Source organism: Nitratidesulfovibrio sp. HK-II (genome assembly GCF_003402415.2).
In the GTDB taxonomy this organism is placed as follows: Bacteria; Desulfobacterota; Desulfovibrionia; order Desulfovibrionales; family Desulfovibrionaceae; genus Cupidesulfovibrio.
On the sequence record NZ_AP036014.1, the window covers coordinates 190,298 to 204,797 of the forward strand.

The 14,500-nt window shown below is 66.9% G+C and carries 9 protein-coding genes; 4 read left to right on the top strand and 5 right to left on the bottom strand.

The window, feature by feature from the left end; genetic code table 11:
• Nucleotides 1–36 precede the first annotated feature (36 nt).
• Together RVX_RS00660 and RVX_RS00665 are read left to right on the top strand one after the other, a co-directional pair.
• A complete protein-coding gene (locus RVX_RS00660) occupies nt 37–1,128 on the top strand; it encodes a serine hydrolase domain-containing protein (protein ID WP_172596625.1) in 1,092 nt (363 codons plus the stop codon).
• Nucleotides 1,129–1,389: 261 nt separating this feature from the next.
• Complete coding sequence (locus RVX_RS00665; RefSeq protein WP_420192431.1) at nt 1,390–1,581, top strand: methyl-accepting chemotaxis protein; 192 nt, start codon at nt 1,390–1,392, stop codon at nt 1,579–1,581.
• A 127-nt stretch (nt 1,582–1,708) separates the two neighbouring features.
• Here the strand turns inward: RVX_RS00665 and RVX_RS00670 are convergent, their stop codons facing one another.
• The 3 genes from RVX_RS00670 to RVX_RS00680 all read right to left on the bottom strand — a co-directional run bounded on the left by RVX_RS00670 (nt 1,709) and on the right by RVX_RS00680 (nt 9,851).
• Nucleotides 1,709–4,537 (bottom strand): FAD-binding and (Fe-S)-binding domain-containing protein, encoded by a 2,829-nt coding sequence (locus tag RVX_RS00670; protein ID WP_116307170.1) that lies wholly within the window; start codon nt 4,535–4,537, stop codon nt 1,709–1,711.
• 488 nt (nt 4,538–5,025) lie between these two features.
• On the bottom strand, nt 5,026–6,066 hold the full coding sequence (locus RVX_RS00675) for a DUF805 domain-containing protein (RefSeq protein WP_116307167.1): 1,041 nt from the start codon (nt 6,064–6,066) through the stop codon (nt 5,026–5,028).
• A gap of 176 nt (nt 6,067–6,242) precedes the next feature.
• Nucleotides 6,243–9,851: a DEAD/DEAH box helicase gene (locus RVX_RS00680; RefSeq protein WP_230404724.1), complete on the bottom strand. Its 3,609-nt coding sequence runs from the start codon at nt 9,849–9,851 to the stop codon at nt 6,243–6,245.
• Nucleotides 9,852–10,245: 394 nt separating this feature from the next.
• Between RVX_RS00680 and RVX_RS00685 the strand changes: the two genes are divergently transcribed.
• Together RVX_RS00685 and RVX_RS00690 are read left to right on the top strand one after the other, a co-directional pair.
• A complete protein-coding gene (locus tag RVX_RS00685) occupies nt 10,246–10,935 on the top strand; it encodes a LysE family translocator (RefSeq protein WP_116307165.1) in 690 nt (229 codons plus the stop codon).
• 62 nt (nt 10,936–10,997) lie between these two features.
• Nucleotides 10,998–12,059, top strand: a complete 1,062-nt coding sequence (locus RVX_RS00690; protein WP_230404722.1) for an AraC family transcriptional regulator — start codon at nt 10,998–11,000, stop codon at nt 12,057–12,059.
• An 82-nt stretch (nt 12,060–12,141) separates the two neighbouring features.
• On the opposite strand, the gene RVX_RS00695 is transcribed toward RVX_RS00690, so the two are convergent.
• On the bottom strand, nt 12,142–12,690 hold the full coding sequence (locus RVX_RS00695; protein ID WP_116307163.1) for an amphi-Trp domain-containing protein: 549 nt from the start codon (nt 12,688–12,690) through the stop codon (nt 12,142–12,144).
• Between the two features lie 242 nt (nt 12,691–12,932).
• The gene (locus RVX_RS00700) at nt 12,933–14,312 is read right to left on the bottom strand and encodes a sigma-54-dependent transcriptional regulator (protein ID WP_116307160.1); all 1,380 of its coding nucleotides are present in this window, start codon (nt 14,310–14,312) and stop codon (nt 12,933–12,935) included.
• Between the last annotated feature and the right edge of the window lie 188 nt (nt 14,313–14,500).

Sequence of the window (14,500 nt, forward strand, 5' to 3'; positions counted from 1 at the left end):
CTGGTGCTCCCCCTGGCGTTGGTCCTGACGTTGGCCTTGGCGCTGTGCGCATGCGGCAGCGCCCATGCCGGCTACGATGCGGCCAAGGCGCGCAGGATCGTCACGGAACTGGGGGCGAAGGCAGCGGCCACCCCCGATGTGCCCGGCATGTCCATCGCCGTGCTGCAAAAGGGCGGGGACGACCCGGTGGCGGTGGCCTTCGGCGCCGCATGCATCGAGAACGCCACCCCCATGACCACGCAGTCGCGCTTCAAGATCGGGTCGGTCACCAAGGTGTTCACCGGCGCGTTGATCCATCGGTTCATCGAGGACGGTAAACTGGCGTACGACACGCCCATCGACCGGTTCTTTCCCGGCTTTCCCGACGGCGGCACCATTACCGTCCGCCACCTGCTGGAACACACTTCGGGCATCATGGACATGCTCGGGCTTGCGGAGGTGCGCGCCAATCCGGTCCGTAACTGGCCCCCGGCGGAACTCGTCACCCTGGTGGGGAAGCAGCCGCTGCAATTTCAGCCCGGCACGCGGCAGGCCTATTCCAACACCGGGTTCCTGATGCTCGCGGTCATCTGCGAACGTATTTCCGGCAGGGCGTACGATGATCTGGTGCGGGAAATGTTCATCGAAAGGCTGGGCATGGCATCCCTTGTGCCGGGCAACGACACCGCCATCGTGCCCCACCTGTCCTGCGGGTATGCAAGCGGCGGGGAAAACGGGACCCTGCAACTGCCCATGATGGCCAGCCTGGCCGTTGCCAAGGGCACGGGCAACCTGGAGGCGACCCCCTCCGACGTGGTGCGGCTGGTCAATCTGGACCGGGTGCTGCACAACGACGTGCTGGATACGGTGGCCCTTGCGCCGCTGAAGCTGCCCGACGGGCGGGCGGCCCTGGTCGCCAGCAAGACAGGCAGTTACAGCCTTGGCGAGCTTGATGGCTGCACGCTGTTCCTGTTCGACGCGCCGAAAATGGCGCTGGTGGGCAAGCTGGGCTCCTTTCCCGGCTTTGGAACCGTGTACTTCTACGATCGCCACACGAAAATCGCGGTGGTCATCAGCGTCAACAACGAGCGGGCCATTGTCCGGGCCATAACACTTGGGGCGGATATCCTGAACGCGCTGCGGAACTGACGCGCCGCGCAGCACGCATGGCAGCGCCCAGGGACGACTGAAGCCGCACCGGACGAGAGAGGGGAAATCTTTGGACACGCCCGCGACACATGGGGGGGCGTGTGCTGGCCCCCTGTTGTTTGGGAACGCCGCGCGCCTGAATCCCTGTTCACTCGCGAAATGGACTGGAGCCGCGTGCGCAAGAAAAGTGGATATATGGTTGGCGGCGTGGCTGCCGCCATCGGTCAGGTTGCGGCGCAGGCCGAAGCGCTGAAAAGAGACATGGCGGCGCTTGGGCGCAGGCCGAGGATATGGGCCAGGTCATGGAGGTATCAGCGACATTGCGTGCCAGACCAGCCTGTTGGCGCTGATCGGGCCATCGAGGCAGCACGAGCGGGCGAAGCGGGTAGGGGGTTTGCCGTTGTTGCCGATGAAGTTCGCAAGTTGGCGGAAAAGACAATATCGGCACCATGAACGGCGGAGCCGAACTGGCGCACACCGGAAAGACATGAACGCAGGGCAACGGCCCGTGCGATGAAAAAAGGGGGCCTTGCAGCCCCCCTTTTCTTTCATGCCCTTGCGGGCTCCGCACGCCCCGGTCTTACGCAGACTTGGGCGTGGTCACCTCATCCACCAGATACAGGATGTTGCGGTACGGAATCTTGCCGTGCAGCGAAAGGCCGATTTCGCAGGTGCGGCTTGTGGAATAGCCTTCCTCGCAGATTTCCACCTGCCGCCGCAGTTCCTTCAGCGCGCCGGTGTTCAGCTCCGGGAAGCTGAAGCCACGGTCGCCCGCGAAGCCGCAGCAAAACACGTCTTCCGGCACCACCACCTGTTCGGCGCACAGTTCGGCCAGTTGCTTGAACTTGCCGGGCAGGCCCAGCTTCACCGCCGTGCAGGTGGAGTGGATGGCGATGGTGCGTTCCGCCTTGCGGAAGTCCAGCGCCTTGGTCAGGTGTTCCAGCGCGAATTCGATGGGTTCGTACAGCTTCAACCGCTTATCCAGGGTTTCCTTCATGCGGTACAGGCAGGGGCTGGTGTCGCACAGCACGGGGATGGCCCCGTTGTCGCTGACCTTCAGCAGGGCCTCGGACAGCTCCTTGGCCTTCATGTCTGCCTGCGCCTTGAAGCCCTTGCTCTCGAAGGGCTGGCCGCAGCACAGGTCGCCCAGTTTTTCGGGGAACAGCACGTGGTAGCCCGCCTTCAGCAGCAGGCCGATGGTCTTGGCGGGCAGCGGGTCGCGCTGTTCGTCGTCGCGGGCCGGGCCCATGGAGCGGGCGATGCAACTGGGGAAGTACACCACCTTGCGGTCGGACACCGGGCCGCGCGGGGCGTGGGCCGGGGCCGATGCGCCGGTGGGCATGGCCCGCGTCCACAGCGGGGCCTTTTTCAGTGAGACCACGCGCAGGAATTGCGCGCCCTTGTCCATGACCTCGGCGCCCAGCACGCGGTGCAGCAGGTCCGCCCCGGTGAGCGCCGTGGATACGGCGCGGCACACCCCGCCGTAGTGGCGGGCCACCCAATCCGCCGCCTTCTGCGCGCGCGGCCCCACCTTGTCGGCCCGCAGTTCCTTGATGAACGCGCCGGTGTTGATGCCCACCGGGCAGCGCGTGGCGCACAGGCCGTCGGTGGCGCAGGTGTTGTCGCCCAGGTAGTCGTAGCCCGAGAACAGCTGCTTGAGCAGGCTGCTTTTCTCGTCCCCGGCCTTCATGCGCGATATTTCGCGCCAGCCCACGATGCGCTGGCGCGGGGTGAAGGTCACGTCCTTGGACGGGCAGATGGGTTCGCAGAAGCCGCATTCGATACACTTGTCGATGATGGAATGCGCGGCGGGCAGCGGCTTCAGGTTGCGGATGTGCGCTTCTGCGTCCGGGTTGATGATGACGCCGGGGTTCAGCAGCCCGTACGGGTCGAACAGGGTCTTCAGTTCGCGCATCAGCAGGAAGGCGTCGCGCCCCCATTCCAGTTCCACGAACGGGGCCATGTTGCGGCCGGTGCCGTGTTCCGCCTTGAGCGAGCCGGAGTAGGTGCCCACCACCATGGCCGCCACGTCGTCCATGAAGGCGCGGTAGCGATCCACTTCGGTCTGGGTGTTGAAGTCCTGCGTGAACACGAAGTGCAGGTTCCCTTCCAGGGCGTGGCCGAAGATGATGGCCTCGCTGTACCCGTGCTTGGTGAACAGGGTTTGCAGCTCCAGGGTGGCGTCGGCCAGCGAGGCGATGGGGAAGGCCACGTCCTCGATGATGACCGTGGTGCCCACCTTGCGCACCGCGCCCACGGCCGGGAACAGGCCCTTGCGCACGTTCCACAGGGTGCCGAATTCGGCGGGCACGTCGGTGAAGGCCACCGGGCGGATCTTGGGGATGGCCTCGATGGACGCGGTGATGCGGGAAATCTGGTCTTCCAGGGTGGCCTTGTCGCCCGCGCGGGTTTCCACCAGCAGGGCGGCGGCGTCAGCAGGGAGCCCCTGCAATCCGTCGGGCATGCCGGGCTTGTCCTCGACGGAGCGCAGGGAGGCGCGGTCCATCATTTCCACGGCGGACACGGGCTGCTGGCGCAGGATGATGGTGGCCTCGCACGCGTCGCGGATGGTGGGGAAGATGACCAGCGCAGAGGCCTTGTGGGCGTGCTCGGTCACGGTGTGGTAGGTCACCTCGCTGATGAAGCCGAGGGTGCCTTCCGAGCCCACCATGAGGTGCTGGATGATGTCGAACGGGTCGGCGAAGTCCACCAGCGCGTTCAGGCTGTAGCCGGTGGTGTTCTTGATCTTGAACTTGCGGGTGATCAGGTCGGCCAGTTCCGGCTTGGCCATGATCTGCGCCCGCATGGCGGCCACGCCGTTGACGATTTCCGGGTGGGTGCGCTGGAAGGCGGCGCGACTCTTGGTGTCGGAGGTATCCAGCACCGTGCCGTCATGGAACACGACGCGCATGTGGCTGAGCGTCTTGTAGCTGTTCTCGGCCACGCCGCAGCACATGCCGCTGGCGTTGTTGGCCACGATGCCGCCGATCTTGCAGGTGTCGATGGAGGCCGGGTCCGGCCCTATCTTCTTGCCGAACTCGGCCAGCAGCCGGTTGGCGTGGCTGCCGATGATGCCGGGTTGCAGGCGGATCTTGGTGGCGTTGTCGAAGATGGCGTACTTGCGCCAGCCGTCGCCCAGGCGCACCAGGATGGAATCCGTGACCGCTTGGCCGGAAAGGCTGGTGCCCGCCGCGCGAAAGGTCATGGGCAGGCGGTGTTTGTTGGCCAGCTTGATGACGCCCACCACCTCGTCCTCGTTGTGGGTGTCCACGACGATCTTGGGGATGAGCCGGTAGAAGCTGGCGTCGGTGCCGTAGGCCAGGGTGCGCAAGGGGTCTGTGAACACGTTGCGCCGGGGGATGAATTCCAGCAGTTCCTTCAGAAATGCCTGGTACGCGGCGGGGAGCATGCATGCCTCCTGTTGGGCGGTTGGCGGGCAGCCTTTGGGGCGGGAGCGTGTCTGCGGTCGTGGTGCGGGCCATGTCCGATGGTACGCCACGCGGCCGACTGCCGTGCGTCCGAAGCGGATGGCGCGGCGCGGGCCGCTACGGGCCGTGCGTATGTCATGGGGCAGCGGGGGTATGGCGGACAAGTATAACGTTCCGCCATGCCCGGCGCGTGACGGTGCACGGGACTCCGGGAATTTCCACCCTAGCACGCGGGCACGGGCGTGGGAAGGGGAGACGCGCGAAAGGGGTGGGCGCTCACGCGGTTGAGAGGCTACGCGAACTGGGCGTTGACAGGAGAAGATCGTGGTGAGGACGCGGAACGGACAGGCTGTACTCCCCCCGGCACCAGGGGGGGAGCGGTGATGACGGTATGACGATTGGCATGCCGATTGGCGCGCACAGGTTGCCCGCGTCGGCAGAAGGTCCGCAGGCCGGAAGCGGCCCGGGCTCAAGCCTTGGGGTTGGGGCCGTACATGTTGGCTTCCGGCAGGCCGGGAATGCAGGCCATGACCAGGTGCACCACTGGCACGAACACCCACAATTCGCTGCGCCCTATGTCGTGCATGCGTCGAAAGCCCACGCCGATGCTGGGTACGAGCCACAGTATCGAGATGAAGTTAGACATGTGCAGTTGCAGCAGCGCATCTGCCACGCCCGTGGCCACGCTGCACAGGATGGCGATCAGGGTGAACCCCCAGTATTCCTTGCGGCGTGCCCGCCCGTGGCCCATGTTGAACAGGCGCACCGGCTCCAGGGCAAGCAGCCAGAAGCCGGTGGGCTTGCCGTTGCGCAGGTGTTCGGGCGGCAGGTTGTACAGGATGCGCCAGTCGTAGGTGCGTCGCGCCTCCTTCCGTTCGTACTTGTCCATGGGGAGCAGGGGGCGCGCATCGAAGCGTTCGATGATGGCGGCCAGCAACTCGGCATTGCGCAGGTTCAGGGCTTGGTGAAAGTCCTCGGCGTGGTGCTGCGCGATCCACGGGATCAGATAGCGCCGGTCGCCGCGAGGGTGAAAGAACGAGAACACGGCGGTGCGGATGACCTTGTCATGGAGCAGGGTGTGGTTGTCAGGGGTGAGCAGGCCGTGCCGGGCCAGCAGGTCGAACAGAGCGCTGTCCTTGCCGAAGATGCGCATCCCTTTGATGCGCCCGCGCGCCAGCGCATAGAACAGCAGCAGGTTGAGCAGCCTGCCCATGTGCATTTTGCGCAGGGCATCGCGGGCAAGGTCGGTGGTGCCGGTCTGTTCGAAGAAATCAAGGATGTCGAGGGGCGGCAGGGGCTGGGCCAGGGCCACGGCGCCAGAGCGGTACCGCGAGAGATCGTAGTGAACAAGATTGTGGGCGGTGTCGCCTTCCGTCTCCGTCAGGGGCAGCAGGCGTGCGCGCAAGGCCACCACCACGCTCATGATCTCCTGGTCGGAGGCGACGCGCTTGCGGAAGAACACCAGCCATATCAGCAGGCACAGGGCGAACAACGAGAACAAGACGGCCATGGGACCTCCGCACGCAAAGATTCGCTGTTGCATAGCAGCGGATGCGGCAGAGTATCAATGGTGTGATATCGCGCGGGGGAAGTCCGAAACGGGACTGGGCAGATCGATCAGCATCTGCTGCATATCCATAATGTGTCGCGGACATGCCGGACCTGCGTCGCACTGGCGCGGACAATCTACCACGCCACCGGAACCCGCACGGCCTGCCCGGCCTTGTTGGTGAACAGCAGGTAGCCCTTTTCGCGGCCATGCAGGAACAGGGCACGGGTGATTTCCACGTCCTTGCGGCAGTACTCGGCGATGAGGTCGAGCCGCTGTTCCTTCCACCATTGCAGGGCTTGCAGGCCGTCTGCCGATTTGGGCGTGCCGAAGGTGGCCTGGGCCAGGTTGTCCAGCGAGATGCGGTAGGACAGGCGGTCCTTGACCTTTGTGAGCATGTCCAGGGTGGGCAGGGTGTGCAGGTCGTAGGGGGCGAAGGGCGAGAGCACCGCGTAGTCGAAGCGCGAGATGTTGAAGCCCACCACAAGGTCCGCCGCGCGCAGGCGGTCGAGCATTTCGGGCACGGCGTCCTGCTCGTAGGGGGTGTAGGAATCGTCGGCGGCGTCGTACAGCACGGCCACGCTCACGCCCATGCGGTCGGCCCGGTGCCAGCCGCCCACGTCCGCCGCCGCGCGGCGGGTTTCCACGTCCAGCACCATGTAGCGGCCTGCGGGGGCGGCGATCCTGCTGTCCGTGGGGCTTGTGGTCGGTGACGCAAGCAGCGGCCCGGCATCGCGCGGGGATGTGGTCATGGCGTGCTCCATGGGGGGATGTGGCTTAGCGTGGCGCTGGCTTGAATTCGGCTCGCTGGTCGCAGATGCCTCGGTTCCGGTGTGTTCGGCGGGCATCGGGCGGTACCGCGTGCCCCCTTCCTCCATATATTGGAAATCGTGGCGCGCTGTCTCGTCCGGGTGATGATGCCCGCTTCGGGCTTCATCGCCCGGACGCAGAAAGGGGGTTCGGGGGACTGATAGTCCCCCGGCGGGGTCCGGGGCAGCGCCCCGGCTCCCCACACCCACCCCTTCTTCAAAAATATTCACCTCTTCTCCCTGCTTCCCCCCCTGCTCCAGCCCGGGCTGCACCGGATCGGATTCCGGCGTGCCGCTGGCCATGCGGTCCAGCAGGAACAGCGCGCCCGCCTTGTCGATGGGCCGGTTGCCGGAGCCGCACTTGGGCGAATGCACGCACGAGGGGCAGCCGGTTTCGCAAGGGCATTCGGCGATGGCGGCGCGGGTGGCGCGGAACAGCGCATCGGCGTCGGCAAAGGCGGCGCGGGTCAGCCCGGCCCCGCCCGGCAGGCCGTCGTAAATGAACACGGCGGGGCGTCCCACCTGCGCGTGCATGGGGGTGGAGATGCCGCCCAGATCGTTGCGGTCGGTCATGACCAGCAGCGGCAGAATGCCGATGGCGGCGTGCTCCAGCGCGTGGATGGCCCCCATGAAATGCAGCAACTCGTTCTCGGTGGCGATGCGCGCGGCGTCGGGAATCTCGAACCACAGCCCCTCGGTTTCGAAGACGAAAGGCGGCGCATCCAGCGGCACCACGGACAGCAGCCGCTGGCCGGACACGCTGCGCTTCTCGTACCCGGTGATGGTTTCCGTCACCCGCAGCTTGCCCAGAAACACGCGGGTGCCGCAGGCCTCGCGCTGGTCGTAGATGTCGAGGATATCGGTGGTCTTGTTGCCGCGCACGCGGGTGAACCACGACACGCGGGCCTGCTCCGCCACCACCTTTTGCGCGCCGGGGTCCAGCCGGGTGATCACCCAACTGCGGCCCCGGTGCAGGTACACCGCGCCGGGGTGGGTTTCGCGGTAGGCGCGGTGGCCGTCCACGCTGCCGATGACGTTGCCGTCGCCGTCCTCGATGGTGAAGGTGTTGCCGCTGCCGCGCAGGTCCACGTGGCGGTGCGGCCGCTTGCGCGCGGCCAGCAGGGTTCCGCCGTCGGCGCTGCGCAGCACCAGCCCTTCGGCTTCCAGTTCCGCCAGCGCGGTTGCGGCGCCCGGCGCGGCCAGCCACGGCTCGTCGGCAGGAAGGGGAAGCTCTGCCGCTGCGCACTCGATGTGTCGCTTGGCAATGACCGGGTTGTCCGGGTTGACCACGGCGTGCTCGGCAGGCCGGTCGAAGAATTCGTTGGGGTGCCGCACGAAGTACTGGTCCAGCGCGTCCTCCCCGGCGATCAGGATCACCGCAGATTCCTGCTGCGCGCGGCCCACCCGGCCGCCGCGTTGCAAGGTGGACATGACCGTGCCGGGGTAGCCCACCAGTATGCACAGGTCCAGCCCGCCGATGTCGATGCCCAGTTCCAGCGCGCTGGTGGAAATGACCGCCAGCAGATCGCCCCCGGACATGCGCGCCTCGATGTCGCGCCGTTCCTCCGGCAAAAATCCGGCGCGGTAGGCGCTGATGCGGTCGCGGTACGGCCCGGCCTTTTCCGCCGCCCACATGCTGATCAGCTCCGTCATGCGCCGCGACTGGCAGTACACGATGGTGCGCAGGCCGCGCGCCAGGGCCGCGCGCAACAACTGGATGGCCGCCGTGGACGGGCTGTCGTCCGGGTTCACGAACACGAAGTGCCGCAAGCCCTGCGGTGCGCCGCTTTCGGTGATGACCTGGATAGCAGATGCGGGGCTCTGCCCCGCGCCCCGCAAGGGGACCGCGTCCCCTTGACCCCATATTGTGGGGTAGGAACCCTGCTGAAAGGTTTTGGGGGATGGGGGCGCGGGGGAAGGGGACCTTTCACGCTCTGCGGACGCCATCCGTAAGGCTCGCGCGTTGCGCTCACCTAACGGCTGCCGCAAAAGGGTCCCTTCCCCCGCAGTGTCTTCTTCCCCAAAAGTCCCACCCAACCCCGTGAGATTGGCGGCCAGTTCGCCGGGGTTGCCCACGGTGGCGGAGCAGAACACGAAGGTGGGGTGCGCGCCGTAGCGGGCGCACACGCGCAGCAGGCGGCGGAACACCTGGGCCATGTGCGCGCCCAGCACGCCGCGATAGGTGTGCACCTCGTCCACCACGATGAAGGCCAGCGAGGCCAGCAGGCTGGTCCACTGCTGGTGGTGCGGCAGGATGGCGAGGTGCAGCATTTCCGGGTTGGTCAGCAGCACGGTGGGCGGGTTCTGGCGGATCTTGCGGCGGAAGTGGTCGGTGGTGTCGCCGTCGTAGATGGCGGCGCGGGGGCGTGCGTCTTCGGGCCAGGCGGCGGTGAGGCCGTTGAAGGTGGAAAGCTGGTCCTGCGCCAAGGCTTTGAGCGGAAACAGGTACAGGGCGCGGGCGTCCGGGTCGGACAGAAAGCGTTCCAATACCGGCAGGTTGTACACGTAGGTCTTGCCGCTGGCCGTGGGCGTGGCGACGACGACATGCCGCCCGGCGCGGATGAGGTCTGTGGCGCGGGCCTGATGGGTGTACAGGTCGCCGATACCGTTGCGGGCCAGAATGTCGCGGATGGCCTTGGGCCACGGGCGGCGGTTGGGGGCGTGGGCGGCCTCGCGCGCGGGCAGGGCGCGGTGGTGGGTGACCTGTCGCCCGAAGGGCGAGGCCAGCAGCGCGGTGATGTAGTCGCGCACGGGGTTGTCCTCGTCGAAGGCCGGGGGGGCGAGCGGCGCGGTGGGGGCTGCGGGGGTATTGGGGGCCTCGCGGCGCGGGTGCGCGGCGCGGGGCGTAGTGTGGGCGTGGCCCTGCTCCGGCGTGTCCGTGGGGTGGGGGGAGTCGGACGTGCCGGGCAGGTTGGAATCTTCGGGGGCGTGGGGCATGGGCTGGGGGTGCGCCCGGCAGGGCCGGGGGCGGGTTGCGAACGGAAGCGGAATGCGCGGTCGGCACGGGGGGCCTTGCCCCGACGTAGGGCAGGGGGGCGGGGTTGTCAACGTGGCCGGGCCAGTCGGGGCGGTCGGGGCGGTGAGGCCGAAGAGCAAGACGGCGGGTTGGATGGCCTGTCTTTCCCAGGCAGCATGCCATCACCGCAATATCGTCCTATGCGCGCGCGGTGCGCATGGGGCATGCAGCAGGCAGGATGCCGACATGCCCCCCTGACGGGTGCCGGGCGCACGCCGGACGTACTCCGGGCGCTCGCCGAATGCACGCCGGACGCGTGGGGTATGCCGGGCATCGGGCATCCAGTCCGTATCGGCCTGTACCGGGAGTTTCGTCATGAGTCTGCTTTCGTTGCTGTTGTATTGCGTGGTGGTCACCTTTACGCCGGGGCCCACCAATATCGTCATCCTGTCCATAGCCCAGGGCGAGGGCACGCGCCGGGCGCTGGTGTTTTCGGCCGGGGCGGCGGCGGCCTTCGCGCTGATGCTGGCGGCATCGGCCGCGTTGAACAGCCTGTTGGCGGAGCTGTTGCCCGCCGTGCAACCGGTGCTGCAACTGGTGGGCGGGGCGTACATGCTGTACCTTGCGTGGAAGGTGTACGGCATGGACGTGGGGGATGCCCCGGCTGGCGGCACGGTTGGCAGCGCCGCCCCTGGCGCTGGCGATGCCCGGCCGGGCGACTGCCTTGGCGTCTGCCCCGGTCCGCACCCTGCTCCGCGTTCCGGCCGGGCGTTGTTCGTCACCGGGTTCCTGATGCAGTTCGTGAACCCCAAGGTGGTCATGTTCACCCTGACGGTGATGCCCAGCTTCGTGGCGCTGGCCCAGGGTTCGCGCGGGGGCGTGGCCGCCGGGGTGGCGGCGGTGTCGGTGATCGGCTGGGCGGCCTTTGCCGCGTGGGTGGGATTCGGCGCGCTGCTGCGCCGGTTCCTGTCGGCGTACCGGCGGGTGGTCAACGTGCTGATGGCCCTGTTCTTGGTGTACTGCGCGGTGGCCATGTCCGGCGTGCAGCAGGTGTTGGCGCGGTAGGCGGTTGCGGCTTCGACCGCCGGAGTGGTTTTGGGAAATGACCTGGTGAGCGGATGGGACGAGTGAGCGCGGACGAAAGAGACCGCCGCCGTGACGTTGGTGGTGCCGATCGCAACGGCAGTGACGGTCGTGACGGCCGCCCCGCCCTTTCGGGCGAGCGGTTCGTGTACCGCCGCGCGGCCGGGGTGACGGTGCTGTCCGCCACCATGACCCGCTTCGCCTACAAGCGTCACGCCCATGAGGAATACGCCCTGGGCGTGACGCAGCGCGGCATCCAGCAGTACCGGCTGAACGGCGCGCAACTGGCCTCGCACCGCAGCGGGGTGATGCTGTTCTCGCCAGAGCAGGCCCACGACGGCAACGCGGGCGACAGCGGCGGCATCGACTACGTGATGGTTTACGTGCCGCCTGCCCTGTTCGCCGAGGCCACCGGGCGGCCAGAGGTTGTGCGCTTCGATGCGCCCATCGTGTACGACGCGCGGCTGGCGGCGGTGGTGCTGCGGCTGGCCCACGGCGCGCTGCTGGGCCGCGACGAGGGCCTGACCTCGGAAAGGCTGCTGCTGGCGGCCGGGCTGGCCACGAGCATGGCCGGGGGGCACGGGACGAAGCGGCAGCCGCCCCCGGCGCCACGGCACGGCGGCGCGGTGCGGCGCTCCATGGAGATGATCCGCGAGGGCATGGGGGCCACGCTGCGGCTGGACGACGTGTGCCGCGAGGCGGGGCTGTCCAAGTTCCATTTCATCCGGCTGTTCCGCGACGAAACGGGCATGACGCCCTACCAGTACTTTCTGAACTGCAAGGTGGAACACGCCCGCCACCTGCTGGAGGCCGGGGCCGACACCTACGACGCCATGCTGGAATGCGGGTTCTACGACCTGTCGCACCTGAACCGGCACTTCAAGGCCATGTTCGGCACCACGGCCACGGAATACCGGCGGTTGTGGCTGCGCGCGGGCGGCGAGGCGGCCATACCCGGCGGGACGGGCGGGCCGGGGATGGGCGTGGGCGAGGGGACGCCGAGACGGGACGCGCCGGACCGTGAAGCGGGCGGCGCAGGCGCTGTCGCTGGCGCAGACGGGCCGACGTGCCTTGCCCCGGAAGGCTGCGCCGGGCTGTTTCGCTGAAACGACGGTGCACGGCCATGAAAAAAGGGCAGGTCATGGACCTGCCCTTGTGCGTTGCTATGTGTTTCGCGCGGGCGAGAGGCTATTCTTCGGACGCGTCGCCCTTGTCCTTCTTCGGCTTGTCCTTCTTGCCGTCCTTCACGGACTTTTCGGGCGTGCCGTCCTTTTCCGGCTTGGACTTCTTTTCCGGCTTGCCGTTCTTGCCGGGCTTGTCCTTTTTCTTGTCCCCGTCGCGCTTCTCGTCCTTGTGGTCTTTTGCCTTGGCCTTCGCGGGCTTGTCGGCTTTCTTCAGAGCCACGTCGAGGTCGATGTCGCCAACCTCTTCCACGTCGGCGCAGCCAAGGGGGGCCAGATGGTCGCGGCCGGGCAGGTTGGCCACCTCGTCGCAGGCGGCCACGGTTTCATCGTCGGGGATGCGCCAGGAAATTTCGATCATGAACTTGCCGCGCCCGTCGCGGACCTTGGCTTCCACGTCCACGTCCACGGCCTCGGGCGGGCTGAGCACCAGCGTCTCGTCGCCCTTCTGGACTTTCAGGCAGCGTTCCTTCAGCCCCTCGGCCAGCGCCTCGACGACGCCCGCCGCGTCCGCGCAGAGCAGCCGGGTACTCAGGGATATCTTCTGCTTTTCCATGGGGCACCTCCGTGGTGCGGTTTGTCGTCAATATCGACTATGCGGCGGCCATGACCACCCGTCAAGGCCGGGGAAAATGCGTGGCGGTAGTGTGCGTGGGGGGGGACTTGAGCGGCAGGGCGGAATGAAGCCGTGGCGTATGGCTTCATTTGCAATTGAAAGGTTTAGGGGGTTGGGGGTCCGGGGGAAGGAGACCCTTTTCAAAGGGTCCCTTCCCCCGGTCGGTTCTTTTTGTATTCCTTTTAATGTCCCGTGATATTGTATTTCTTCAGCTTGTACTGCAGCAGGCTCTTGGAGATGGCGAGCAGCTCGGCGGCTTTCACCTGCACGAAGTCGGCGCGGACCAAGGCGCGGCGGATGAGGGCGGCCTCGATGCGCTCCAGGGTGTCGGCCAGGTCCAACTGGACGGGCAGCAGGTCCACGGCGCTTTTGAGCTGGGCTTCTTCGTCGCGCAGTTCGGGGGGCAGGTCATCCACGCGGATGGTGTCGCCGGAGACGAGCACAAGGCAGCGCTCCACCACGTTCTGAAGCTGGCGGATGTTGCCGGGCCATTCGTAGCCGGTCATGTAGTCCAGGGCTTCGGGGGTGAAGGTCTTTGGGGTCACGCCGTTCTCGCGGGCCAGCTTGTCCACGAAGTGGGCCACCAGCAGGGGGATGTCCTCGCGGCGTTCGCGCAGGGGCGGCAGGGCGATGTGCACCACGTTCAGGCGGTAGTACAGGTCTTCGCGAAAGTTGCCCTTTTCCACCTCTTCCTGAAGATTCTTGTTGGTGGCGGCCACCACGCGGATGTCCACCTCAACCTCTTCGGTGCCGCCCACGCGCTCGAAGCGGCGTTCCTGCAGCACGCGCAGCAGTTTGACCTGCAATTCTGGGGTCAGTTCGCCGATTTCGTCCAGGAACAGGGTGCCGCCGCCGGCCTGTTCGAAGCGGCCCCGGCGCATGGCCACGGCCCCGGTGAACGACCCCTTCTCGTGGCCGAACAGTTCGCTTTCCAGTACGCCGGGGTTGAGCGCCATGCAGTTGACGGAGACGAACGGCCCCTTGTTGCGGGGCGAGGAAAAGTGGATGGCCCGCGCCACCAGTTCCTTGCCGGTGCCCGATTCGCCGGTGATCAGCACGGTGGAGCGGCTGGGGGCGGCGCGGTCGACCATGGCCAGGGTTTCGCGGATGGCCCGGCTTTTGCCGATGATCTGGTGCATGCCGTAGCGTTCTTCCAGATTCTCGCGCAGCACGCGGTACTGGCGGTGCATGCGCGAAAGCTCGGAGGCGTTGTGCACGGACAGCAGCAGTTCGTCGTTGGAGAACGGCTTGGTGATGTAGTCGAACGCGCCGTATTTCATGACCTCGACCGCGCTTTCGATGGAGCCGAAGGCGGTCATGATCAGCACGGGGATGTGCGGCCAGTTCTTCTTGACCTGTTCCAGCACCTCGCGTCCGGTGATCTTCGGCATCTTCATGTCGGTGATGATGACGTCGACTTCCGATTCCTCGAGAAAGGCGAGGCCGGTCTCCGGGTCGTTGAGCGCGGTGACGGTGTAGCCCGCGTCGGTAAGCAGGGCTTCGAGCACGAGCAGGTAGTTCTTCTCGTCGTCGAGCACGAGCAGATGCGTCTTTTCGTTCATGGCGATTCCGGTTGCGGTGTCGGGGGGCCGGGCCCGCGCGCGGGCGTGCGGGGCGGCGGTGCTACGTGGAAGTCCAAGGGACAGAGATAGGGCCGGAAGGCCGCGCGCGCAAGCGGCCAGACGGGTATTGGCGCAGATCGGCCGATGTGGCGCACCGAGTGCGCTGCGGGCCGCGCGCCCTGCGCCCC

What these genes read in the sequence shown, in the direction of transcription:
- RVX_RS00685 (WP_116307165.1), top strand. Translation starts at nt 10,246, where the DNA reads ATGAGTCTGCTTTCGTTGCTGTTGTATTGCGTGGTGGTCACCTTTACG.
- RVX_RS00695 (WP_116307163.1), bottom strand. Translation starts at nt 12,690, where the DNA reads ATGGAAAAGCAGAAGATATCCCTGAGTACCCGGCTGCTCTGCGCGGAC.
- RVX_RS00680 (WP_230404724.1), bottom strand. Translation starts at nt 9,851, where the DNA reads ATGCCCCACGCCCCCGAAGATTCCAACCTGCCCGGCACGTCCGACTCC.
- RVX_RS00675 (WP_116307167.1), bottom strand. Translation starts at nt 6,066, where the DNA reads ATGGCCGTCTTGTTCTCGTTGTTCGCCCTGTGCCTGCTGATATGGCTG.
- RVX_RS00665 (WP_420192431.1), top strand. Translation starts at nt 1,390, where the DNA reads ATGGCGGCGCTTGGGCGCAGGCCGAGGATATGGGCCAGGTCATGGAGG.
- RVX_RS00670 (WP_116307170.1), bottom strand. Translation starts at nt 4,537, where the DNA reads ATGCTCCCCGCCGCGTACCAGGCATTTCTGAAGGAACTGCTGGAATTC.
- RVX_RS00700 (WP_116307160.1), bottom strand. Translation starts at nt 14,312, where the DNA reads ATGAACGAAAAGACGCATCTGCTCGTGCTCGACGACGAGAAGAACTAC.